The organism is Siminovitchia sp. FSL W7-1587 (assembly GCF_037963795.1).
In the GTDB taxonomy this organism is placed as follows: Bacteria; Bacillota; Bacilli; order Bacillales; family Bacillaceae_C; genus Siminovitchia; species Siminovitchia thermophila.
Genome location: NZ_CP150169.1, coordinates 4258476 through 4281314 on the forward strand (window position 1 = coordinate 4258476; position 22839 = coordinate 4281314).

A 22839-nucleotide genomic window follows, 5' to 3' on the forward strand; every position below is an offset into this window, starting at 1 on the left:
TTTTATTTCACAAAAATATTTCGTGTTTTTATTGTCTAAAACTGCTATCATTTGGAATATGAGCATCTGCTATAAAATGAAAAAAGTCTGTGGAGGATTTTATGGATTTTCAAAAATTAATTGGCAAAGTACGGACAATCCTTAGCTATAAGCTTTTCACGGCACTTATTTACATCGTCTTGAGTATGCTGATGTTCGCTGTGCTCTATACAAATGTTAAGCCTGAAACATATGACGTTGAGTTGTTCTCTGTAGCTGAAAAGACAATCCGCTCGCCAAAAACGATAGAGGATGAAGTGAAAACAGAGGAAGAACGTCAAAAAGCGGCAGATGAAGTTGAAAAAGTCTATGTTCATAAACAAGAAATTGCCCAAAATCGAATTTTACTCGTAAATTCCATCTTCGATTTTGTAAAAGAAGTGAATCAGGAAACAAAAGATTTGGAAAAAGAAAATCAGAAACAAGAAGGGAAAGCGCCGGACAAACTCGCCTTGTTGAAAGAAAAGCTTTCCACCGATGAAACGGAAAATGTGACTGAGACGATTTCCGATCAAACACTCATTCGTCTCCTCGATGCAAAAGAGGACGAATTGGATAAGGCGCGAAATTTGTTGGTCAGTCACATTGAGGCGATTATGAGTGATAAAATTCGGGAGGAACAAGTAACGGCTGCACAAGGGACGCTGGCCGGGCGCATCTCCTCGGCGGGACTGTCGCAAGAGATTGAACAGGCCGCTATAGAACTGGGTGAGTATGCGATTGTTCCCAACGAACTGTATGATGAGGATCTGACAGAAGAGAGAAAGCGGCAAGCGATGGAAGAAGTGGAGCCTTTTAAAATATTACAAGGCCAAATCATCGTGCAAGAAGGCCATTTGATTGACAGGGAGATATACCGCCATTTGGAACTGCTTGGTCTTTTGAAAAGCACGCCTACTGTTCTGCCTTTTGTTGGCCTTGCGATTTTTGTCTTTCTTTCTGTCGGGGCCTTTTATGTTTCCTTCGCGAAGTTAAACTTGGCTGACCTTCAAAAGCAAAACCTTTTGCTGTTGACCAGCATTATTTTTGTTGCATCCCTTCTCATTATGAAAATCGTCAGTCTGATGGAAGAGGTAGACCGCTTCGAAATCGGGTATATTTTTCCGGCGGCGATGGCACCTCTTTTGATCAGGATTTTGGTGAATGAGCGGTTCGCATTGTTTATGACGGTTATTTTGGCCGCCTGCGGCAGCATCGTATTTCGGGATGACATATCGGGAACGATAGATATGGAGATCGCCATCTACTTTTTATTCAGCGGTCTCGCGGCTAATTTATTTTTGTCGGATAAAAGTGAGAGGTTCAATGTTTTACGGGCAGGAGTACTCGTTTCGTCCATAAACATTTTGATCATTTCTTTTCTCCAATTTATTGGCGGCGGCCAGTTTGCCAAAATGGAATTCTTTTTCCATATTGTATACGGAGTCGCTTCGGGAATTCTTTCCTCTGTTTTAGCCATTGGTGTCCTGCCGTTTTTGGAAGCGGGATTTGGCATTTTATCAACGATTAAATTGATTGAGCTATCGAATCCGAATCATCCATTGCTGAAAAAAATTCTTACGGAAGCTCCGGGCACATATCATCATAGTGTCATGGTTGCCAACTTGGCGGAATCTGCGTGTGAAGCAATCGGTGCAAACGGATTGCTTGCCAGAGTTGGCGCCTATTATCATGATGTCGGCAAAACAAGAAGGCCGCATTTCTTTATTGAAAACCAAATGAATATGGAAAACCCTCACGACAGGCTGCCCCCGTCAAGAAGCAAAGACATCATCATCGCTCATGTAACGGATGGAGTGGCAGAGTTAAAAAAACATAAAATGCCGCGGGAAATTGTCGACATAGCGGGGCAGCATCATGGAACGACTTTGTTAAAGTTTTTCTATTATAAAGAAAAAAAGCTGAATGAAGACGTCTCAGAATCAGATTTTCGGTACCCTGGGCCAAAACCAAGGTCAATGGAGGCGGCGGTGATCAGTATTGCCGATAGCGTGGAAGCTGCAGTGCGATCCATGAAAAATCCGACACAAGAGGAAATTAAAAAGCTTGTCCATCAGATTGCGCAAGACCGACTGCTTGACGGGCAATTAAGTGAGTGCGACTTAACATTAAAGCAACTTGAAATCATCAAAGAAACGTTTTGCAAAACATTAAGCGGTATTTTTCATTCGCGAATCGAGTATCCTGGCAATAAAGATCAGAAGGTGATGTTAGATGGGGCTAGAAATTGATTTTATAGAAGAGACAAATGAAGTTCAAACAAGCCAATTGGAGTTGGTAGAACGTCTGCTGAAGCATGCAGCTTCTTTGGAAATGAGTGAAAAGGATGATGGTGAAGTGTCCGTCATCTTCGTGTCCAACGAAGCAATACGGGAGCTGAACCATTCATACCGCGGCAAAAATGAACCTACGGATGTCCTGTCCTTTCCAATGGAGGAGCTGGGGGAAGGAGAGATGGAGATCGCATATGCCCACGGAACTCCAAGGATGCTCGGTGATATTGTGATATCCATTGACAAGGCCCGTGAACAGGCGCACGAATATGGGCATTCGCTCGAAAGGGAGCTGGGATTTTTGGCTGTCCATGGATTTTTACATTTGCTCGGATACGATCACATGACACCTGAAGAGGAACAAAAGATGTTTCAAAAACAAGAGGAAATACTGAAGAGCTATGGCCTCGAAAGATAAGGGAGTATTTTCACTGCACCGGCTTGCCAAAGCGTTTAAATGTGCTTTCCAGGGCATTGCACACGTCTATTTGCATGAGAAAAACTTCCGTTTTCACACCGCGGCAGCCATTGTAGTAACTGGCTGCGGCTTTATTTTTCAAATTAGTAAAGTCGAATGGATGTTTGTTCTATTTTGTATATTTGGGATGTTTGTCTTGGAGATGATCAATTCGGCGCTTGAACGGACGGTGGATTTGATTACGGACGAATACAGGAAGCTTGCCAAACAAGCAAAAGATCTGGCTGCGGGCGCGGTGCTTATGTTTGCGATTCTGACTGTAATGATCGGGCTCATCATTTTCTTACCCAAAATATTCGATTGAAGAGGCTAGGACACAAGCAAAACCGAACAATTCATTTATAATTGTTCGGTCTATTTGTGTTAACAATATTCCTATCATCGCTACGTCAACCTATTTTGCTTTCCTGCGGGATCTTCAGCTTCCTCGGAAAGCAAAGGTCGCTTTCCTGCGGGATCTTCAGCTCGAGCTATTCCTACAGGAGTCTCCCTATTTTGACTACGCTAAAAGCTTGCGTATATACCTAGGACAATTTATCCGGCATGTAAGGTGCCGTAAGCCTCCCACTTCAAAATCTTGAGTTGATACAAAAGGCCTAAGTGTGAGAAAACGGCACCTAAATGCCCGATTGGTTCAACTAACATTCAGTAGGAGATGGAAGAAAACGCCTACTAGAATGAAGTGTCACTGTATTGTTCGTTTTTAATTAGCTGATTTAGTTGTATCTTAGCCTCTTTATATTTTCGGTCTCATTTGAAACATCGTTTGCAATACGATAAAATAATGACACACTTTCCCTTAACGGAAATTGATGAAATTATCTAAAAGCATTTGTGGTAAAAGATAACTTTTTTTATGAAAATGTAGTAAAATAAGGATGAGGATGTAAGGGAGATTTAGATGGATATTAACCAATTGATTCAAGAGGCGGAAAGAGCAAAGAAAAAAGCGTATGCACCCTATTCCAAATTCACCGTGGGTGCGGCACTATTGACGAAAGATGGTACCGTCTATCACGGCTGCAATATTGAAAATGCTGCTTATAGCGTGACGGTCTGTGCGGAGAGAGTTGCAATATTTAAAGCGCTTTCAGAGGGGGTGAATGAGTTTTCCGCTCTTGCTGTGACGGCTAATACGGACCGCCCGATAGCCCCGTGCGGCGCATGCCGGCAAGTGATTACGGAACATTGCCATAAAGGGATGAAAGTCATCATGGCAAACAGCAAGCGGGAAACCCATGAGTGTACAGTAGGACAATTGCTGCCGTTTGCATTTTCTCGAGAGGATTTGAATGAACAACATGATGAATGAAAACACAACGTTTAAATCTGGTTTTGTTTCGATTATTGGAAGACCAAATGTTGGAAAATCAACTTTTTTAAACAAAGTGATTGGCCAAAAAATCGCCATCATGAGCGATAAACCACAAACGACAAGAAACAAAGTGCAGGGTGTGCTGACAACCGATCATACCCAGGTTATTTTTATCGATACGCCCGGTATTCATAAGCCGAAACATAAATTGGGCGACTTTATGATCAAAGTGGCCATGAATACATTTAATGAAGTGGATCTCATTTTGTTTATGATTAATGCAGAAGAAGGATATGGACGAGGGGACGAATATATCATTGAACAATTGAAAAATGTTCGGACACCCATTTTTCTCGTCATCAATAAAATCGATCAAATACATCCTGATCAACTGCTGACAATCATCGAACAATATAAAGATATGCTTCCATTTCAAGAAATTATTCCGATTTCAGCATTGGAAGGAAACAATGTGGAGAAGTTGCTCCAGCTCATAAACGATTATTTGCCGGAAGGGCCGCAATATTACCCTGCTGATCAAGTGACGGATCACCCGGAAAGGTTTATTGTATCTGAGCTGATTCGGGAAAAAGTGCTGCATTTAACGAGGGAAGAAGTTCCACACTCCATTGCTGTTGTTCTTGATCAGATGAAAACGGAGAAAAATAAAGACATCATTCATATTATGGCTACGATCATTGTGGAACGCAATTCACAAAAGGGAATCGTTATTGGAAAACAAGGAAAGATGCTGAAAGAGATTGGACAGCGTGCACGGATGGATATTGAAAACCTGCTTGGTTCAAAAGTATTTTTGGAATTATGGGTTAAGGTCCAAAAAGACTGGAGAAATAAAGCTTCACACTTGAAAGATTTTGGATTTACAGACGACAATTATTAACATGATTGTAAAGGTCGTTTGTTATTTAACAAAATTTACGTGGAATCTTCCTGGTCTGCCTGGACAAACATATTCATATAACCACTTAAGAAAGGCGGGATTCAAATGTATGAGTTTACTTGGAAAGTTTTTAAGAAGACGGGAAGCATTGACACATACCTGCTTCTAAAGGAACTTGAGAAAGAGGAACATATGAATGCTCTGCCGATGGATGAACCAGACGAGGTGGATTATCCTGTATCTTAAATGAGCCATTACATCAGCATTAAATAATGTTTTTGAGTACAAAGCGCCTTGATTTCGTTTCCTTCTTCTTTTCTTTAGACCCGCTGTGCAGTATGATACCTGTAAAGGGGTTAAAAGCATGCTGCAAAAAATAGAAGGAATTGTGATTAGATCCACAGATTATGGAGAATCTCATAAGGTTGTCGCTATTTACAGCAGGGAAGCGGGGAAAATTTCCGGGATGGCGAGAGGTGCCAAAAAGCCAAATAGTCGCCTCTCGGCGATTTCCCAGATCTTTACATATGGTCATTTTTTACTGCAGGCTGGCCGGGGATTAGGTACTTTGCAGCAAGGAGAAATTATTACCACTTTTAGAGGGATAAAAGAAGACTTATTCAAAACGGCTTATACCACCTATATAGTAGAAATGGTGGATAAAAGCACACAAGACAAACAGCCCAACCCATATTTGTTTGAACTTCTTCTCCAGACGTTGCAATATATTGATGAAGGCTTGGATCCCGACATTTTGACATGCATATTTGAAATGAAGATGCTGTCTGTTCTCGGCTTGTATCCGGAGATGGAGAAATGTGCCGTATGCGGATCTACGGAAGGCACATTCTCATTTTCCATAAAGGAAAACGGATTGATTTGCCACCGCTGTATGGAGCATGATCCGCACCGTCTGCCATTATCACAGCAATCCATCAAGCTTCTCAGGCTCTTTTATTATTTTGATTTAAATCGTCTGGGATCTATTTCAGTCAAACCCGAAACTAAAAAAGAGCTTAAAATGGCCATTGATCTATATTATGAGGAGTATTCCGGTCTTTATTTAAAATCGAAAAAATTCCTGGACCAGCTTGATTCATTGCGTGGTAAGCTGTAATGATAGTTGACAACGAACTTGTTTTGATTTATTTTATGATTAGTAAAACATGAACTGCGAAGAAGGAAAGTAGTATTCAACCCAATTCCATAAAAGCGAACCCGGGATGGTGGGAGCCGGGAATGGAACGTTGAAGAAGGCAGTCCCGAGCAGGAACGAACGAAAGTGGCCGGCTTTTCGGCAAATAGGGTGGAACCGCGGGCGAACGCTCGTCCCTATGCTTAGATTGTAAGCATGGGACGGGCGTTTTTATTTTACGCTGGAAACGACGCCATGGAAGTTATTTGTCTTGAATCCGTTCAATCCGCTGAGGGTCTCCACTTGACCTAAAGGTTGACGCTGCCAATAGTTCTTTATGGAAAGGATGATATTCGTGAATATACAAGAAATGATTGTAACACTGCAAGAGCATTGGTCAGATTACGGCTGTATTTTAATGCAGGCTTATGATGTTGAAAAGGGCGCGGGAACGATGAGCCCATACACCTTTTTGCGCTCCATCGGCCCCGAGCCGTGGAATGTGGCATATGTAGAGCCATCAAGGCGCCCGGCTGATGGCCGTTACGGGGAAAATCCAAATCGGCTGTACCAGCACCATCAGTTTCAAGTGATCATGAAGCCATCACCTGAAAACATACAAGAAATGTATTTGGACTCTCTTAAAAAGCTGGGGATTAATCCGTTGGAGCATGATATCCGATTTGTGGAAGACAATTGGGAAAATCCTTCTTTGGGCTGCGCTGGGCTTGGCTGGGAAGTGTGGCTGGATGGGATGGAAATTACCCAATTTACGTATTTTCAACAAGTCGGCGGTTTGGAATGCAAGCCGGTCTCAGTGGAATTAACTTATGGCATCGAAAGGCTCGCGTCCTATATTCAAGAAAAAGACAACGTGTTTGAATTGGAATGGACGGAAGGATTTACAGTTCGCGACATCTTTTATCAGCCGGAATATGAACATTCCAAATATACGTTTGAAACTTCGGATCAAGAAATGCTGTTTACGCTTTTTAATATGTATGAGAAAGAAGCGAAGCGGCAAATGGAAGCCGGTCTCGTTCACCCGGCATACGATTATATTTTAAAATGCTCTCATGTCTTTAACTTGCTTGATGCCAAAGGAGCTATTTCTGTTACAGAAAGAACGGCGTATATAGCAAAAATGAGGAACATGGCACGCCATGTTGCAAAAACTTTTTATGAAGAAAGAGAAAAACTTGGCTTCCCGATTTTACAAACTGTGAAGGAGGAATGTGGGCATGAGTAAGAGAGATATACTACTTGAGATCGGAATGGAAGAAATGCCCGCAAGGTTTATTCGAGAAGCAATCCGCCAACTAGAAGAAAAAGTGATCAACTGGCTTGATGAACATCATATTAGCCACGGCGGAGCGCAATCCTTCTCCACACCTCGCAGGCTGGCAGTGATCATCCGGGAAGCAGCGGAAAAGCAAGATGACAGTGAAGAAGAGATGAAGGGGCCCGCCAAAAAAATTGCCTTGGATAAAGATGGGAACTGGTCCAAAGCTGCCATCGGCTTTAGCCGTTCCAACGGGATGACGACGGACGACATTTATTTTAAAGAAATAAAAGGAACGGAATATGCCCACGTGAAGCGATTTATTCAGGGAAAGAAAACGATAGATCTGCTTCCCGAGCTTGAACATATCGTTACGGGTCTGCACTTTCCAAACAACATGCGCTGGGCGAATCATTCCATTAAATATGTCAGGCCGATCCGCTGGCTTGTAGCCATGTTCGGAAAAGAAGCTGTTTCTTTTTCCGTAGCCGGAGTACAGACCGATGTGGTGACAAGGGGTCACCGTTTTCTTGGAAGCCAGGCAACTATTTCGACACCGGCTGATTATGAAAAAAGTTTGCTGGATCAGTATGTGATCGCAGATGACGAAAAAAGAAAGCAAATGATTCTCGAACAAATAAAACAATTGGAAGTTGAACGAAACTGGGTTGTTCCAACAGATGAAGATCTTCTTGAAGAGGTCACCAATCTTGTGGAATATCCGACTGTCTTTTTCGGCAGTTTTGAAGAGAGTTTTTTAAGCCTCCCTGAAGAGGTGCTCATCACTTCCATGAAATCGCATCAGCGGTATTTTCCGGTAAGGGATCGATCTGGTCAATTGCTCCCGTATTTCGTTTCCGTTCGTAACGGTGATTCCCGCTATATCGAAACAGTCATGAAAGGGAACGAAAAAGTGTTGCGCGCAAGACTCGCCGATGCCGAATTTTTCTTTGAAGAAGATAAAAAATTGGATATTGACGTTGCTCTTAACAAACTTGAGAACATTATTTACCATGAAAAAATCGGCACATTAGCCGGGAAGGTCAAACGAATCCGGAAGATCACGAAGGAAATTTGCCAAGATCTTCATCTCTCAAAAGAGGAACAGGAACTGGCGGACCGGGCTGCTTCCATATGCAAGTTTGATCTTATCACAAATATGGTCGATGAATTTCCGGAACTTCAAGGTATTATGGGGGAAAAATACGCTCTGCAAAAAGGTGAATCCGTTCAAGTGGCACAGGCCATCCGGGAACATTATATGCCGCGCCATGCCCATGATCGCATTCCCGAATTGACAATCGGCGGTGTTGTCGGCCTTGCTGATAAACTGGATACGATCGTCGCTTCATTTGCAATTGGTTTAATACCGACTGGCTCGCAAGACCCGTACGCTTTACGCAGAAGCGCTGCCGGGATCATCCATATTTTACTTGATAAAAACTGGAATCTCTCTATAACAAACCTGCTGAAACAAACCATCGCCATTATACAAGAAGATGCCATTGGCCAGAGCGAAGGGTTGCTTAAAAATCTGTTGGAGTTTTTCCAATTGCGCATGAAGTTTATGTTGCAGGAGCGCGGTATCCGTCATGATATCATCGACGCGGTACTCGGTGGAGAGATGAACGGAGCGCCAGATATTGTAGACAGGGCCAAAACGTTGAATGAACAAAAAGATAAACCTGATTTTAAAGAAACGATTGAATCATTGGCCCGCGTATTAAATATTGCTCGTAAAGCAGAACCGGCTGGCGAGATAGACCCTTCCTTATTTAAGAATGGGGAAGAACAAATTCTATATGACAAATATGAAGAATTGCGGGAAATATTCCAATCCCGACCGGATGCAAGGGCGCGATTTTCGGCTTTAAAGCAATTGCAACCCGCAATCACCGCATATTTTGATCATACGATGGTTATGGCGGAAGACTCTGCCATCAGAAATAATCGGCTGTCGCAAATGAAAAAACTCGCTGACTTGATTGGCTCGTTTGCCCAAATAAATGAAATTCATGTGAAATAAATGGAAAAGGGGTCACTAAACCCCTTTTTCCTTTATAGAAGTGATTTTCTTTAAACACGATATAGTATATACTAAATAATAATCAGTATGTCATATTTCATGTCCATGGGTGGTGAGCAAAATCGAACTGAGCAAAAGGCAGGAACGCATATTGGAAATCGTCAAGGAAAACGGTCCGATTACAGGAGAACATATAGCGGATAAGCTGAATTTAACTCGGGCAACATTAAGGCCCGATTTAGCTATTTTGACAATGGCAGGATATTTGGACGCACGGCCGCGCGTCGGTTATTTTTATACGGGAAAAACGGGAATCCAGCTCCTGGCGGACAAATTGAAAAAGCTTGTTGTCAAGGATTACCAGTCCATGCCTGTCGTCGTACATGAAAACGTTTCAGTTTATGATGCCATCGTTACTATTTTCTTGGAAGATGTCGGCACATTATTTGTTACAGATGATAACCACCATTTAGCCGGAGTTCTCTCACGGAAAGACCTGTTAAGAGCGAGTCTTGGAAAGCAAGAGTTATCCACTTTGCCAGTGAACATTATCATGACACGGATGCCAAATATTACGATGTGCAAAAAAGAAGATTTACTTATTGACGTCGCAAAAAAATTAATCGATGTTCAAATAGACGCTGTTCCCGTAGTAAAAGAAACAGATTCAGGTTATGAAGTAATCGGGAGGCTGACAAAAACAAATATTACAAAAGCATTTGTAGCGCTTGGCGATCAGGGGGAAAAGCTTACATGACGAAAGAAGGTGACAGGATGACGGAACCAATTATTTATGTAGTATCGGATTCAGTGGGTGAAACGGCGGAGCTTGTCACAAAGGCGGCTATCAGCCAGTTTTCAGGCTCAAATGCCATCATTAAGCGGTTTCCGTATGTGGAAGTCAAAGAGAATATTGATGAAGTCATATCACTTGCAAAAATGAGCCGAAGCATCATTATTTATACACTGGTGAAACCGGAAATCAGAAAGTACTTGCATAAAAAGGCGGAACAGTCAGGAATTCATGCGGTTGATGTGCTTGGTCCGCTCATCGATATTTTTGAAACGATATTTGACAAAACGCCTTCATATGAGCCGGGGCTTGTTCGTAAGTTGGACGCAGACTATTTTAAAAGAATTGAGGCAATTGAATTTGCGGTGAAATATGATGACGGCCGCGATCCAAGAGGTCTGCTCAAGGCGGACATCGTGCTGGTAGGCGTTTCACGCACTTCCAAAACGCCTCTATCCCAATACCTTGCTCATAAGAGATTCAAAGTGGCGAACGTGCCTGTTGTGCCGGAGGTGGACCCGCCTGAAGAATTGTTCAAGATCGATTCCAGCAAGTGCATCGGCTTAAAAATCAGCGCTGAAAAGCTTTATGAAATTAGAAGGGAAAGACTGATCACACTAGGCTTGGATGATAATGCGATTTATGCCAACATAGAAAGAATCCGCAGAGAAATCGAGTATTTTGAACTGATCTCCGGCAAAATCGGCTGTCACATTATTGATGTAACAAATAAAGCCGTTGAAGAAACGGCCAATATCATTATAAATTATATACAGAATAAAAAATGAAATGAGCGCAACTCGAGTGCTCATTTTTTTTGGGAGATTCCCAAGGCTTTTATCTGGTCAAAGCAGCAATATTACGCTATAATAAAAAATTGTGTTTAATCAAATAAAAAAGGTTTAGATCCAGGAATGAAAGAATAGACTATTTATTGTGAATCAAATTCAAGTCATAATCATTCATGGAAAATAAAAAAATAAGAAGGAATCTGCGGAGGGATGCAGAATAAATAGTTATGCGGATAAAAAAAGAGTGATTTTTGTCGATGCCGATGCCTGCCCTGTTAAAAAAGAGATTTCTTCCATTGCTGCGGAAAAGAACGAAAAAGTGTTATTCGTTGCTTCGTATAACCATAAACCTGGCATTATCGCGGAGAATGAACAATGGACTTTTGCAGATCCTGTTGCAGAGGCAAGTGATATGTATATTCTGAACAATATTAAAACAAAGGATATCCTCAAGGATATCGGGTTGGCAAGCCTGGCTCTCCAAAAAGGGGTACTTGTCCTTTCTGCAAACGGCAAGATATACCGCGAGGATCAAATGGATACCGCCCTTCAATTTCGATACTGGGCCCGGAAGGAGCGTGAACGGGGAAATTTCGGAAAAGGGCCAAAAGCCTTTGGGAATGCAGATCGACATCACTTTTTAAGCTCCTTTCGTGAGATTTTGTCGAATTATGATGAATAAGGTTGAATTGTGGCCGATGGTTGTTAAAAATAAAGAGAGATGGAGATGTTTACCGTGGCTGCAAGAATTCCTGAGGAAAAAATCATTGAATTAAGGCAGTCTGTTGATATTGTCGAGATCATAAGCGATTATGTCCAGCTAAAAAAACATGGCCGAAACTATTTTGGACTATGTCCTTTCCATCAAGAAAACACACCATCTTTTTCTGTCACCGCCGAGAAGCAGATTTTTCATTGTTTTGGATGTGGCACTGGCGGAAATGTTTTTAATTTCATCATGGAGGCAGAGGGTGTATCGTTCCAGGAAGCGGCGGCCAGGATCGCTGAAAAAGGCAATATTCCGCTTGATATCAAGCCGCATGAATCAATAGCCCTCCAACATGTCCCGCCACATGAGCAACGAATGCTGAAAGCCCATGAATTGTTGGGAAAATTTTATCACCATTTGCTTATGAACACTAATGAAGGTGCCGGCGCATTGGATTATGTAACGTCAAGGGGCATGGCTGTTGAGAGTATACGAAAGTTCCAAATCGGATATTCTTTGCCTGAATGGGATATCGCTGTCAAATATTTAAAGCAGCATGGCTTTTCTGAAGGCGAAATGGAACAGGCTGGATTAATTATTAAAAGGGAGAACGGAGAAGGCTATTTCGATCGTTTTCGGAACAGGCTTATGTTTCCTCTCACGGATATGAAAGGGAACATCGTGGCTTTTTCAGCCCGTTCCTTGTCCGAGGATGATCACCCAAAATATTTAAACACGCCTGAAACTCCGATCTTCAATAAAAGTTCGTTGCTATATAACTATTACGCCGCAAGAAGCGAAGTGCGCAAACAAGGATTTGCCCTTCTATTTGAAGGCTTCGCCGATGTTATATCCGCCGACCATGCCGGTGTTAAAAATGGCACGGCTGTGATGGGTACATCTTTGACAGATAAACATATCCACTTGCTCAGGCGGCTCACTGATTCTGTCACTATTTGCTTTGATTCTGACCACGCAGGAATCGAAGCTGCTTACCGTGCAGGGTTGCTCTTGATACAACACGGAATGGAAACAAAGGTGGCCATGCTGCCCCAAGGACTTGATCCCGATGATTATATCCAAAAGTACGGGGCAGAAAAATTTCGTTCTGATGTGGTTGGGAATGCTTTGGCGTGGACAGCATTTAAGCTTCAATACCTTAGATTGGATAAAAATTTGCAAAATGAAGGAGAAAGGCTAAAGTACATCGAAGAAGTGATGAAGGAGCTGAGTACGCTCGGCAATCCGGTGGAAAGGGATCTATATACGCGGCAGGTAGCGGAAGAATTTTCCTTATCACTGGAAGTACTTCAAGACCAACTTGAAAAACTGGTGGCCAGCCAAAGGAAAAAATCAAAGCCCCGCCAGCAAGAGCCAAATCCTTTCATTGCGAAAAAAGCGAGAGTGCCCCAGGCCCATATACTTGCAGAAAGGCACCTCATTGCCAGGATGCTGCGTGATGAAGAGGTGGCATACCGGGTGATGGATATGCTTGACGGCCACAATTTTCACCTTGAGGAACACCAAGCAATTATCACGTATTTATTGGGTTATTTTGAGGAAGGAAATAAGCCGGATCCGTCTTTATTTTTACATTTTTTGCCAAATAAAAATTTGCGGGCCATCGTGACAGAAATAGAAATGATGACGGTGGATCATGAATATACTGAACAAGAATTAAAAGATTGCGTTAATCATGTGTTGAAACATGGGAAAATGTTAATGATAAAAGAAAAGCAACTTGAGCAAAAAGCGGCAGAACGAAATAAAAACATGGAAAAAGCAATGGAGATTGCGAAGGAAATCATTGAACTTCGCAAGTCATTATCATATATGTAGTCGTACTGAAATGTTTGGAAGGAGGGGGACGTATGGCTGAAAAAGCACGTTCCAATTTATCTGAAACAGAACTCACCTTAGAACAAGCAAAGGATCAACTGCTCGAGAAAGGAAAAAAACAGGGAACTTTAACATATGAAGGAATCGCCAGCAATCTGGCCCATTATGAATTGGATTCCGACCAAATGGATGAGTTTTATGAAGTGTTAAGTGATCATGGCGTTGAATTGCTCGAAGACAATGCCGATGAGGACGATGATCCTGAAATACATCAAATAGAAAAAGAAGAGGAAGAATTTGATCTTAATGATTTAAGTGTTCCTCCAGGTGTTAAGATCAATGATCCGGTCCGTATGTATTTAAAAGAAATTGGCCGGGTTGATCTTCTATCCGCTGAAGAAGAAGTCGAGCTGGCAGAGCGAATTGAACAGGGCGATGAAGTAGCCAAAAAGAGGCTTGCTGAAGCAAACTTAAGGCTTGTCGTCAGCATCGCAAAGCGCTATGTTGGCCGGGGCATGCTATTCCTTGATTTAATCCAGGAAGGAAATATGGGCCTCATCAAAGCCGTTGAAAAATTTGACCATAGAAAAGGTTTTAAATTCAGCACGTACGCGACATGGTGGATTCGCCAAGCGATTACTAGGGCGATTGCCGACCAGGCCAGAACGATTCGAATTCCGGTCCATATGGTTGAAACGATTAACAAATTGATCAGGGTCCAGCGCCAGTTGCTGCAAGATCTCGGGCGCGAACCGTCGCCTGAGGAAATCGCCGAAGAAATGGATTTGACACCTGATAAGGTTCGGGAAATTTTAAAAATAGCCCAAGAGCCTGTTTCACTCGAAACTCCGATTGGTGAAGAAGATGATTCACATCTGGGCGATTTCATTGAAGACCAGGAAGCGACCTCTCCTTCAGATCATGCTGCGTACGAATTATTAAAAGAGCAACTTGAAGATGTGCTGGACACGTTGACGGATCGCGAAGAAAATGTATTGCGTCTCCGTTTTGGACTTGATGACGGCCGTACCCGTACGCTCGAAGAGGTTGGAAAAGTCTTTGGTGTCACCCGGGAACGCATTCGGCAAATAGAAGCAAAAGCATTGCGAAAGCTGCGCCATCCGAGCCGGAGCAAGCGCCTAAAAGACTTTCTTGAATAATATTGTGATGAATACCCCCGCTATTTGGGGGTGTTTTTCTTTTGAGCGAAGCTGGCCTTCCAGCTAATTGCATTTATTGTACAGAATTCTCATCCTTTTTGCAAACCGGAATTTTGCCTGTTTTTGTCGATAAACATATTCTCCTCAAAAAGGCATAAATATGGAATGAATTTATTTTATTAGAAAAATGTTTTTACTGGTGATATTAGTTGAGAGAATGCTTTCATACAGATTATAATGAAAGGTGAAAGCGGATACAGAAGGCGGGAGGGGAAGAAACATGAATTTTGATTTAACTTCTGAGCAGATGATGATCAGACAGACAATCAGAGACTTTGCCCGAGAAGAGGTTGCTCCAGGTGCCGTGGAAAGAGATCGAAATCAACAGTTTCCTGATAAGATTTTTCAAAAACTTTCGGAATTGGGAATAATGGGACTGCCATTTCCCGAAGAATATGGGGGAGCCGGGGCTGATACGATCAGTTTTGCCATTGTTACGGAAGAGCTAAGTCGTGCATGTGCCTCTACAGGAATTACGTATTCCGCACATATTTCACTTGGAGGAGCCCCAATCAACATGTTTGGTACGCCTGAGCAAAAAGAAAAATATTTGGTGCCGATTTGTACCGGAGAATCTCTTGGTGCATTTGGGCTGACAGAACCAAACGCCGGGTCCGACGCCGGCGGAACAAAGACGACAGCGGTCTTGGACGGTGATGAATATGTCATCAATGGCAACAAGTGCTTTATTACCAATGCATCTTACGCCAAGTATTTGGCTTTGACAGCCGTTACGGGTGAGCGTAATGGAGAAAAGGAAATCAGTGCCATCATCGTCCCTACTGATGCCAAGGGCTTTACGATTATAAAGGATTATGAGAAAATGGGACTTCATGCGTCTGATACAACGGAACTTGTATTGGAAGATGTGAGAGTCGGCAAGGAGAACTTGCTTGGAGCAAAGGGGGAAGGTTTTAAGCAATTTTTACAAACGCTGGATGGAGGAAGAATCGGCATTGGGGCAATGGCTGTAGGGATCGCCCAGGCCGCATTTGATAAGTCGCTCCAATATGTGAAAGAACGAAGACAATTTGGAAAAACGTTATCACAATTTCAAGTGACTCAGTTTAAAATGGCAGATATGGCCATGAAGATTGAACTGGCTCGAAATATGGTATATAAAGCCGCATGGCTAAAAGACCAGGGACGGCCATTTTCCAAAGAAGCGTCCATGTGTAAACTGTTTGCCTCTGAAATCTGTATGGAAATTACCGATCAGGCTGTCCAACTGCATGGCGGCTATGGCTATATGCGGGAATATGAGGTAGAACGAATGATGCGGGACGCCAAGTTGTTGGAAATAGGAGAAGGTACATCTGAGGTGCAACGGATGGTTATTGCAAGAGAAGTGGGATGTTATTAACGGCTAATTTGTCCAAATATCGAAAAAAGCTGAAAGAAGTGCCCTAAGACTTTCCCTTCTCTTCATTTTCGAGTAAAATGAAGATGTTTGCATAATTTATATTTAATACATGCTTTATTACATAAGGAGGGTAAGTCATGAAACGAAATCCGCTCGTACCATATTATTTAATTATGGCTTTGGGTCTTGTACTTGTATTTTTTCTTGGAATCAAGGGGTTAGGCGATGCCAAGGAAATAGCGAAGGAAAAGGAAGGCGGCGGCAAGGAAGAAGTTGCAGCAGAGTTTGAACCCGAAGAATATGCCAACAAGGCATGTATTTCTTGTCACGGTGAAAACTTGGAAGGGGGAAGCGCTCCGACCCTTCATGGAACAGGGCTTTCAAAAGAAGAAGTGGCTGATATTTTAGCGAACGGCCGTGGAGCAATGCCTCCTGGATTAGTGCCGGCAGAAAATATTGAAGAAATGGCTGAATGGGTTGCCAACTTAAAATAATACAAGAGTTGCATAAAATGTCGCATATCGATTCTCTGCGACATTTTAGAAAAAATCCAAAACTGCTATTTTATCATACCCTTTACAACAAGAAAAGTTCTTTGCTACATCGGCAAAGAACTTTTTTCAAATGGACGAGTAACATATTGCGAATGTTTTTGGAATAAGAGGTGCGGCTTTCATGAACGAAGTTCAATTATCGAAACGGTTGCAAGCCGTTGTTGCTAACATTAACCACGGAATGCGGATTGCCGACATTGGGTCCGACCATGCCTATTTGCCTTGCCATGTCATAAAGCGGGGCATTGCCTCTTTTGCTATTGCAGGGGAAATTGCCGACGGCCCGTTTCAATCCGCCCAACAGCAGGTGGAAAAATCAGGAGTTGGGCATTATGTGGACGTGAGAAAAGGAGATGGCCTCGAAGTACTGCAAGTGGGCGAGGTGGATTGTATCATCATTGCCGGTATGGGCGGTCTATTGATTTCCCGGATTCTTGAAGCAGGGCGAGAGAAGCTGGCAGGGGTAACACGTCTCATCCTGCAGCCCAATATTGGAGCCATTCATATCAGGCAATGGCTTATGAACAATGGCTGGGAGTTAGTGTCGGAACAAATTTTGGAGGATGACGGAAAAATTTATGAAGTTCTCGTTGCCGAACGGGGGGATTCCATGAAGCATTATCGGGAAGTCGAAAAAGAATTATTGCTTGGTCCTTTTTTGTTAAAAGAAAAAAGTGGACCGTTCCGTAAAAAATGGTTGGGTGAATTACAGCGCTGGAAAAAAATAGTTGAAAATTTGGAGCAATCTCAATCAAGTGCGGATACTTTGGCTAAAAAAGAAGCGTTTTTAAGAAAAATTGCCATAGTGGAGGAGGCGTTAACATGAAGAAAGTAAATGGTTTTCAAATCATTGAGCTTTTTGAACAATATGCCCCCAAAAAGTATGCGATGGAAGGCGACCCTGTCGGATTGCAAGTTGGAACACTACATAAACCAGTTTCCCGAGTAATGGTTGCTCTTGATGTGCTCGAAAACGTTGTTGACGAAGCGATTGAACAAGGGATCGATCTTATTATTGCCCATCATCCACTCGTTTATCGTCCCTTGAAACGCGTGGTGGTCGATGAACCTGGAGGAAGAACCATTGCTAAGCTGATTAAACATGATATTGCTGTTTATGCCGCCCACACAAATTTAGATGTTGCAACAGGCGGTGTCAATGATTTGCTTGCTGAAGCCCTTGGACTCCAAAATACAGAGGTGCTTGTTCCAACTTATGAAGAAAAGCTCAGAAAGCTTGCCGTATTTGTACCATTAGATCATATGGATCAGGTTTTAAAAGCGTTGGGCGATGCAGGGGCAGGTTCGATTGGAGAATATAGCCATTGTACATTTTCCACTCCGGGTACCGGCCGCTTTTTGCCTGGAAGCGGCACAAACCCATTTATAGGCGAAGCTGGAAAATTAGAAGAAGTGTCTGAGGTCAAAATTGAAACAATATATCCAGAGCAACTGGAGAACAAAGTTGTTTCTGCGATGTTGAAAGCACATCCGTATGAAGAGCCGGCATACGATCTTTATCCGCTTGCGCTGGGTGGACGGAAATGGGGACTCGGAAGAATCGGCAAGCTTCAAGAAGAGATGACTTTACGGGAGTTTGCAGATCATGTTAAAACATCATTGGCTGCTTCTGGTGTGAGAGTTGTGGGGAATTTGAATGATCGTATCAAGAAGGTGGCAGTTCTTGGGGGCGACGGGAACAAATATTTCCAACACGCCAAAAGAAAAGGCGCCGACGTTTATGTGACTGGCGACTTTTATTACCATACCGCCCATGACGCTATGAACATCGGCCTCAATGTTGTGGATCCCGGACATCATGTGGAAAAAATCATGAAGGCTGGAGTGGCCGCCAGGATGGAGCAGCTTGCCGAAGAGCGAGGATACGAAGTGGCTTTTATTCCTTCAAAACAAAATACAGATCCCTTTACATTTTTATAGCACGTTTTTTGAATGAGACGAAAAAAGAGCAAGGCTCCCATACAAAAATGGTGATGCCTTGCTTTTTTGGCTTTGTCATGTTATTTTGCTTCCAGTTTCGGCTTTCTGACTTTCGGAAGGATCTTGTGTAATGGTACTTTATTTTCCCGGTCCCAAGTTGCGGGATTTTCGGGATCAAATTGCTCCAGAAATGAAATGACTTCCCTGACAATCGGTGTTGGTGTGGAAGCGCCGGCTGTGACCGCCACTTTTTCCGCGTTTTTTAGCCAATCAATCTGAATCTCGGTAACATCTCCGATCCGATACGCTTTCGTATAGGCAATTTCTTCTGAAACTTGTGCAAGCCGATTTGAATTATTGCTCATTGGATCACCGACAACGATTAAAACATCGGCTTCACCAGCCTGTTCTGCCACTGCTTCTTGGCGGACTTGCGTGGCCAGGCAAATCTCTTTATGTTTTTCCGCGTGGGGGTATTTTTCTTTCACTTTATCCATGACCGCGGCTACGTCCCATTGGCTCATCGTTGTTTGGTTGGTAACGATGATTTTATCATTGTTCACGTTCAATTCTTCGACGTCTTCAACAGTCTCTACCAAATGAACGATGTGTGGCGCTACACCAACGGCTCCTTCCGGTTCAGGATGACCTTTCTTTCCAATATAAATGACATCATAACCTTCTTGTTCTTTTTGTTTGATCAGATCATGGGTCTTTGTTACATCTGGACAAGTTGCGTCAAGTGTCGTCAGCCCTTTTTTCTTTGCGAGCTCCCTTACTTCAGGAGACACGCCGTGGGCAGTAAAAATGACCGTGCCTTTATCCACTTTTTCCAAAATTTCTTTTCTGTTCGGGCCATCAAGCGTAATGATGCCATCTTCTGCAAAAGCATCTGTTACATGCTTGTTGTGAACGATCATGCCCAATATATAAATGGGCCGGGGAAGTGTTTTGTCTAATGCGGCATTTCGCGCAATAACCATCGCATCTACTACGCCATAGCAGTAGCCGCGCGGGGAAATTTTAATAATTTGCATTACATATCCTCCTGACTTAACCGGTCATCCCAATCTGCCGATCTTATAAACTCATTATATATAACATCGCAGGAAAAGCCAAATAACCGTTCGAAAAAGGCAAACGGTTATTAAGGAGGGAATGCTAGATATATAATTTTGGCACAGACTTTCCTCCAGTTCGGGAACGCTTTCTCTTGACGTATCTCTTCTCTTGTTCTTCGTCTCCTGTTTTTTGTTTTCCAGTTTTTCTCCGCTCTTTCTTTTCCAGTGTGCTGGTAGAACTTTCTTGACTGCTCTCAGCTGTACTTTCCGTTTCTTCACTAGAAGTGTCGGAATCGGATTTAAAGCTCTTATATAACTTCCACATTGCCGGCAAGTTTCTTACCAGGGGACCGTACTGTTGCACCAGGGGGCCGATTTGCTGGGCTGTTTTTAATACTTGCTGTGTATTGTTTAAAAAAGAATGAATCGATCCAGGGTTCATAAGGTTTTGTAAAAAGCCTCCGGTTTGGGGCGCTCTGGAAAATCCCGAAGCAATTCCACCCGAAGGAGGTTGGCGTTGAAACAATCCTTGGAGCAGACCGCCTCGACCGCCCATTCCTCCTCCCGGCGGAGTGGCACCTCTTCCAGGCCAACCGCCCATTCCTCCTCCTGGCCGGCCAAATAGCCCTTGCGGAGGCATTCTTCCAAAATTTCCAGGTTGCATGTATATCCTCCTTTCATACACTTTTTGCTGTTTTACTGTATGCAAGTTTTGTAAAAGCGACTGGACAAAAAGCCTATACCGTTTGCAGGTTTGTTGTCGTCAAAGCTGTTTTCATTTATAATAAACATTCAGCAAGGGAACTGTACCTATTTTAAGGAGTGAGCCAATTGGCTGAACATCAATTTAAACGCTATCGTTTTGATACATTTATTGATCAGGCGATTCAAGAACTGAAATTCCATAAACCGACAAAAATTCAGGAGAAGATGATCCCGCTTATTTTAAAAGGGGAGAGCGCCATTGGCCAATCTCAAACAGGGACAGGCAAGACACACGCGTATTTATTGCCCATTTTACAAAGGGTCAATCCGCTTGATGAGCATGTTCAGGCGGTGATTTTTACCCCGACAAGAGAATTGGCAAGCCAAATTTATCATGAAGCGCTGAAGATCGTCAAAAACCTTCCCGAGGGGACAATTGTCATTCGCAATTACACGGGAGGCACCGATAAACAACGAACGATTGAAAAACTCAAACGTCAACCTCACATTGTGATTGGAACACCTGGAAGAATTCATGATCTCGTCAGAGAGCAGGCTTTATTTGTCCACAAGGCCTCCATTCTTGTCATTGATGAAGCCGACTTAACGTTTGACATGGGCTTTATTCAAGATGTCGACCAAGTGGCGGGAAGAATGCCAAATGATTTGGAAATGTATGTTTTCTCCGCAACAATTCCGGAGAAATTAAAACCATTTCTAAAAAAGTATATGGAAAATCCCGTGTTTGAACAGGTGGATCCCAATCTTCCTACTGCCACTAATCTTCAACACATCTTAGTCCCGCTTAGGGGACGGGATAAAATAGACCTTCTTTCCTTGATGCTGCGGACGTTTAACCCTTTCCTGGCAATTGTTTTTGCCAATACAAAGCAGATGGCCGACAATGTGGCGGATCAATTAATTGAAAAAGGATTGAAAGTCGGAAGAATACATGGCGATTTACATCCACGTGAAAGAAAAAGAATGATGAAGCAAGTGCGTGACTTGGAATTTCAATATATCGTGGCAACCGATTTAGCCGCTAGAGGGATTGATATACCAGGGGTCAGCCATATTATTCATTATGAGTTGCCGCGGGATCTTGACTTTTATATTCACCGGTCAGGACGAACCGCCAGAGCAGGAAATGAAGGAATCTCTATTACAATATATGAATCGTCCGATGAAGATGCGATTAATCGGCTGGAAAAACTGGGAATCGAATTTGAATACCGGGACATCCAGGACGGTGAATGGGTTGAAGCGGCCGATCGAAAGCGTCGGGAGAAACGGAAAAGTTCGGGAAATACCGCAGTAACGAAAGCACATCAGATTGTAAGAAAACCGAAAAAAGTTAAACCGGGTTATAAGAAGAAGATGAAAGCGGAAATAGAGAAAATCATGAAGCGGGAACGGCGAATGCAAAAGCGAAAGAAAAAATAGCCTGAAAGAACAAAAGGGGATGAGGTAAATGTTGAAAATTGGCTCTCACGTATCGATGAGTGGGAAAAAAATGTTGCTGGGCTCAAGTGAAGAGGCGGCTTCTTATGGAGCCAACACAATGATGATTTATACAGGCGCGCCGCAAAATACGAGAAGAAAGAAAGTGGAGGAGTTAAATATTGAAGCGGGCATTGCCCATATGGAGGAAAACGGCATTACTGATTTAGTCGTTCACGCACCTTACATTATCAATATTGGAAATACGGTCAATCCCGCTACCTTTGAACTCGGTGTCCAATTTCTTCGGTCGGAAATCGAAAGAACGGCCGCGCTTGGAGCAACACAGATTGTTCTTCATCCCGGGGCCCATGTGGGGGAGGGGCCCGAAAAGGGAATCAAAAAAATCATCGAAGGGTTAAACGAAGTGCTCGTTAAAGAGCAAAACGTGCAAATTGCCTTGGAAACGATGGCCGGGAAAGGTTCCGAATGTGGCCGCACATTTGATGAGTTGGCTCAAATCATAGATGGAGTCACCCATAATGAGAAGCTGTCCGTATGCTTCGACACTTGTCATACACATGACGCCGGATATGATATCGTCCATGATTTTGAGGGTGTGCTGGAAGAATTCGATAAAATAATCGGAATCGACCGGATTAAGGTTGTACATGTCAATGACAGTAAAAATGAGCGGGGAGCCAGAAAAGACCGCCACGAAAATATTGGATTTGGCCACATTGGGTTTGATGCACTGGCTAAGGTGATTTACCATCCCGCTTTGGCTGATGTACCGAAAATTTTAGAAACGCCTTATGTGGGAACCGACAAGAAAAATAAAAAGCCGCCGTACAAACATGAAATTGCCATGATTAAAAACCGTTCATTTGATGAACAGATGAAAGACCAAATTATGGGCGAAGCGCTCGTAAAATAGCAGTTTAAAAGAAAGCCGCTCCTGCTGGCTTTCTTTT

Annotated in this window: 22 protein-coding genes; 20 read left to right on the forward strand and 2 right to left on the reverse strand. The window is 42.9% G+C overall.

The features are described 5' to 3' along the window. Nucleotides 1-101 precede the first annotated feature (101 nt). The 18 genes from NST31_RS19970 to NST31_RS20055 all read left to right on the forward strand — a co-directional run bounded on the left by NST31_RS19970 (nt 102) and on the right by NST31_RS20055 (nt 18659). Nucleotides 102-2270 carry an HD family phosphohydrolase gene (locus NST31_RS19970; RefSeq protein WP_077110662.1) on the forward strand — a complete coding sequence of 723 codons (2169 nt, stop codon included), beginning with the start codon at nt 102-104 and terminating at the stop codon, nt 2268-2270. Continuing rightward, nucleotides 2254-2730, forward strand: coding sequence for an rRNA maturation RNase YbeY (gene ybeY / locus NST31_RS19975; RefSeq protein ID WP_339162854.1), 477 nt, complete (start codon nt 2254-2256; stop codon nt 2728-2730). The genes NST31_RS19970 and ybeY overlap by 17 nt, the downstream gene beginning before the upstream one ends. Next, complete coding sequence (locus NST31_RS19980; protein ID WP_339162857.1) at nt 2714-3094, forward strand: diacylglycerol kinase family protein; 381 nt, start codon at nt 2714-2716, stop codon at nt 3092-3094. The genes ybeY and NST31_RS19980 overlap by 17 nt, the downstream gene beginning before the upstream one ends. 597 nt (nt 3095-3691) lie before the next feature. Further along, the gene (locus NST31_RS19985; protein ID WP_077110667.1) at nt 3692-4102 is read left to right on the forward strand and encodes a cytidine deaminase; all 411 of its coding nucleotides are present in this window, start codon (nt 3692-3694) and stop codon (nt 4100-4102) included. Then, complete coding sequence (gene era / locus NST31_RS19990; RefSeq protein WP_339162859.1) at nt 4083-5006, forward strand: GTPase Era; 924 nt, start codon at nt 4083-4085, stop codon at nt 5004-5006. The genes NST31_RS19985 and era overlap by 20 nt, the downstream gene beginning before the upstream one ends. Nucleotides 5007-5111: 105 nt before the next feature. Continuing rightward, a complete protein-coding gene (locus NST31_RS19995; protein WP_077110669.1) occupies nt 5112-5252 on the forward strand; it encodes a YqzL family protein in 141 nt (46 codons plus the stop codon). 118 nt (nt 5253-5370) lie between these two features. Next, nucleotides 5371-6123 (forward strand): DNA repair protein RecO, encoded by a 753-nt coding sequence (gene recO / locus NST31_RS20000; protein ID WP_077110671.1) that lies wholly within the window; start codon nt 5371-5373, stop codon nt 6121-6123. A gap of 373 nt (nt 6124-6496) precedes the next feature. Next, nucleotides 6497-7390 (forward strand): glycine--tRNA ligase subunit alpha, encoded by an 894-nt coding sequence (gene glyQ, locus NST31_RS20005; RefSeq protein WP_077110673.1) that lies wholly within the window; start codon nt 6497-6499, stop codon nt 7388-7390. Next, nucleotides 7383-9449: a glycine--tRNA ligase subunit beta gene (gene glyS / locus NST31_RS20010; protein WP_077110675.1), complete on the forward strand. Its 2067-nt coding sequence runs from the start codon at nt 7383-7385 to the stop codon at nt 9447-9449. Before glyQ ends, glyS begins: the two co-directional genes overlap by 8 nt. A gap of 109 nt (nt 9450-9558) precedes the next feature. Then, complete coding sequence (locus NST31_RS20015; protein WP_077110677.1) at nt 9559-10206, forward strand: helix-turn-helix transcriptional regulator; 648 nt, start codon at nt 9559-9561, stop codon at nt 10204-10206. A gap of 17 nt (nt 10207-10223) precedes the next feature. Beyond that, nucleotides 10224-11030 (forward strand): pyruvate, water dikinase regulatory protein, encoded by an 807-nt coding sequence (locus tag NST31_RS20020; RefSeq protein ID WP_077110727.1) that lies wholly within the window; start codon nt 10224-10226, stop codon nt 11028-11030. 247 nt (nt 11031-11277) lie between these two features. Further along, entirely contained in the window at nt 11278-11715 is a 438-nt protein-coding gene (locus NST31_RS20025) for a DUF188 domain-containing protein (RefSeq protein WP_253191862.1), read from the forward strand. A gap of 54 nt (nt 11716-11769) precedes the next feature. Continuing rightward, nucleotides 11770-13581: a DNA primase gene (gene dnaG / locus NST31_RS20030; RefSeq protein ID WP_077110729.1), complete on the forward strand. Its 1812-nt coding sequence runs from the start codon at nt 11770-11772 to the stop codon at nt 13579-13581. Nucleotides 13582-13613: 32 nt separating this feature from the next. Continuing rightward, nucleotides 13614-14741, forward strand: coding sequence for an RNA polymerase sigma factor RpoD (gene rpoD, locus NST31_RS20035; protein WP_077110681.1), 1128 nt, complete (start codon nt 13614-13616; stop codon nt 14739-14741). Between the two features lie 280 nt (nt 14742-15021). Next, nucleotides 15022-16164, forward strand: coding sequence for an acyl-CoA dehydrogenase (locus NST31_RS20040; protein ID WP_077110683.1), 1143 nt, complete (start codon nt 15022-15024; stop codon nt 16162-16164). Nucleotides 16165-16301: 137 nt separating this feature from the next. Next, complete coding sequence (gene cccA / locus NST31_RS20045) at nt 16302-16658, forward strand: cytochrome c550 (protein WP_077110685.1); 357 nt, start codon at nt 16302-16304, stop codon at nt 16656-16658. Between the two features lie 181 nt (nt 16659-16839). Further along, entirely contained in the window at nt 16840-17544 is a 705-nt protein-coding gene (locus NST31_RS20050) for a tRNA (adenine(22)-N(1))-methyltransferase TrmK (RefSeq protein ID WP_077110687.1), read from the forward strand. Continuing rightward, a complete protein-coding gene (locus NST31_RS20055; RefSeq protein WP_339162864.1) occupies nt 17541-18659 on the forward strand; it encodes a Nif3-like dinuclear metal center hexameric protein in 1119 nt (372 codons plus the stop codon). Before NST31_RS20050 ends, NST31_RS20055 begins: the two co-directional genes overlap by 4 nt. Before the next feature lie 80 nt (nt 18660-18739). Here the strand turns inward: NST31_RS20055 and NST31_RS20060 are convergent, their stop codons facing one another. Beyond that, nucleotides 18740-19696, reverse strand: coding sequence for a 4-hydroxy-3-methylbut-2-enyl diphosphate reductase (locus tag NST31_RS20060; RefSeq protein WP_077110690.1), 957 nt, complete (start codon nt 19694-19696; stop codon nt 18740-18742). A gap of 124 nt (nt 19697-19820) precedes the next feature. After that, complete coding sequence (vrrA, locus tag NST31_RS20065) at nt 19821-20384, reverse strand: VrrA/YqfQ family protein (protein ID WP_077110692.1); 564 nt, start codon at nt 20382-20384, stop codon at nt 19821-19823. Between the two features lie 167 nt (nt 20385-20551). On the opposite strand from vrrA, the gene NST31_RS20070 reads away from it, so the two are divergent. Together NST31_RS20070 and NST31_RS20075 are read left to right on the forward strand one after the other, a co-directional pair. After that, the gene (locus NST31_RS20070) at nt 20552-21868 is read left to right on the forward strand and encodes a DEAD/DEAH box helicase (RefSeq protein ID WP_339162866.1); all 1317 of its coding nucleotides are present in this window, start codon (nt 20552-20554) and stop codon (nt 21866-21868) included. A gap of 28 nt (nt 21869-21896) precedes the next feature. Next, complete coding sequence (locus NST31_RS20075; protein WP_077110695.1) at nt 21897-22802, forward strand: deoxyribonuclease IV; 906 nt, start codon at nt 21897-21899, stop codon at nt 22800-22802. The last annotated feature ends 37 nt before the right edge of the window (nt 22803-22839 follow it).

Excerpts from the sequence above, each read along its gene's own strand:
- NST31_RS20055 (WP_339162864.1), top strand. The coding sequence starts at position 17,541 with ATGAAGAAAGTAAATGGTTTTCAAATCATTGAGCTTTTTGAACAATAT.
- glyS (WP_077110675.1), top strand. The coding sequence starts at position 7,383 with ATGAGTAAGAGAGATATACTACTTGAGATCGGAATGGAAGAAATGCCC.
- recO (WP_077110671.1), top strand. The coding sequence starts at position 5,371 with ATGCTGCAAAAAATAGAAGGAATTGTGATTAGATCCACAGATTATGGA.
- NST31_RS20050 (WP_077110687.1), top strand. The coding sequence starts at position 16,840 with ATGAACGAAGTTCAATTATCGAAACGGTTGCAAGCCGTTGTTGCTAAC.
- cccA (WP_077110685.1), top strand. The coding sequence starts at position 16,302 with ATGAAACGAAATCCGCTCGTACCATATTATTTAATTATGGCTTTGGGT.
- ybeY (WP_339162854.1), top strand. The coding sequence starts at position 2,254 with ATGGGGCTAGAAATTGATTTTATAGAAGAGACAAATGAAGTTCAAACA.
- vrrA (WP_077110692.1), bottom strand. The coding sequence starts at position 20,384 with ATGCAACCTGGAAATTTTGGAAGAATGCCTCCGCAAGGGCTATTTGGC.
- era (WP_339162859.1), top strand. The coding sequence starts at position 4,083 with ATGAACAACATGATGAATGAAAACACAACGTTTAAATCTGGTTTTGTT.
- NST31_RS20075 (WP_077110695.1), top strand. The coding sequence starts at position 21,897 with ATGTTGAAAATTGGCTCTCACGTATCGATGAGTGGGAAAAAAATGTTG.
- NST31_RS19970 (WP_077110662.1), top strand. The coding sequence starts at position 102 with ATGGATTTTCAAAAATTAATTGGCAAAGTACGGACAATCCTTAGCTAT.
- NST31_RS19995 (WP_077110669.1), top strand. The coding sequence starts at position 5,112 with ATGTATGAGTTTACTTGGAAAGTTTTTAAGAAGACGGGAAGCATTGAC.
- rpoD (WP_077110681.1), top strand. The coding sequence starts at position 13,614 with ATGGCTGAAAAAGCACGTTCCAATTTATCTGAAACAGAACTCACCTTA.
- NST31_RS20040 (WP_077110683.1), top strand. The coding sequence starts at position 15,022 with ATGAATTTTGATTTAACTTCTGAGCAGATGATGATCAGACAGACAATC.
- NST31_RS20060 (WP_077110690.1), bottom strand. The coding sequence starts at position 19,696 with ATGCAAATTATTAAAATTTCCCCGCGCGGCTACTGCTATGGCGTAGTA.
- NST31_RS19985 (WP_077110667.1), top strand. The coding sequence starts at position 3,692 with ATGGATATTAACCAATTGATTCAAGAGGCGGAAAGAGCAAAGAAAAAA.
- NST31_RS20020 (WP_077110727.1), top strand. The coding sequence starts at position 10,224 with ATGACGGAACCAATTATTTATGTAGTATCGGATTCAGTGGGTGAAACG.
- NST31_RS19980 (WP_339162857.1), top strand. The coding sequence starts at position 2,714 with ATGGCCTCGAAAGATAAGGGAGTATTTTCACTGCACCGGCTTGCCAAA.